The organism is Microbacterium sp. K35 (assembly GCF_004794375.1).
Lineage (GTDB): Bacteria > Actinomycetota > Actinomycetes > Actinomycetales > Microbacteriaceae > Microbacterium > Microbacterium sufflavum.
In genome coordinates this window covers 1-510 of the sequence record NZ_SSDM01000044.1, presented here as the reverse complement: position 1 = coordinate 510, position 510 = coordinate 1, and the positions used below count along the sequence as shown (strand labels likewise).

1 protein-coding gene is annotated in these 510 nt (G+C 73.7%); it reads right to left on the bottom strand.

Features of this window, described 5'->3' with window-relative positions; all coding sequences use genetic code 11:
• Nucleotides 1-25: 25 nt before the first annotated feature.
• Nucleotides 26-510, bottom strand: a 485-nt coding sequence (locus DW299_RS01095; RefSeq protein ID WP_446724774.1) for a TIGR03943 family putative permease subunit, incomplete at its 5' end; no start/stop codon positions are given.

Here is a 510-nt window from a genome sequence, read left to right as displayed (position 1 = left end):
GGCGGGCGTCTCGCGGCGCTCGTCGTCAGTACTCATAGGGGTCCTTCGGCTCGTCGATCGCGACGACGTCCGTCGGCTCGATGCGCAGCGTGCCGTCGGCGTCGGCACGCACCGTGCCCGTCACCTCGACCCACTGCCCCGTCTCATACTCACCGGGGTCGACGTCGGTCGGCAGGGCCGCGGTCTGCGCGTCGATCACGCAGTGCGTGATGACGAGCCGGGTGAGATTCACGCCGTCGCCCTTCCCCGCCGGGGTGACGAAGCCGGTGAGCGTGACCGGGGCCCCGTCGTACGCCGCGGTGTTCGTGGCCCCCGCGAAGACACTGGCCCAGTCGCCGATGCCGAACGTCGAGGTGTCCGCGACGCCGAGGGCCACCGTGTCCGCCCCGGCGAACAGCGTGGCCTGCTCCCCCGCACGCGACATCGCGAGCTCGACCGACAGCGAGGCGGGCGGCAGCACGAGCGCTGCGGCCACGACCCCGGTGGCGACCACGCCGCCCGCGACCGGGG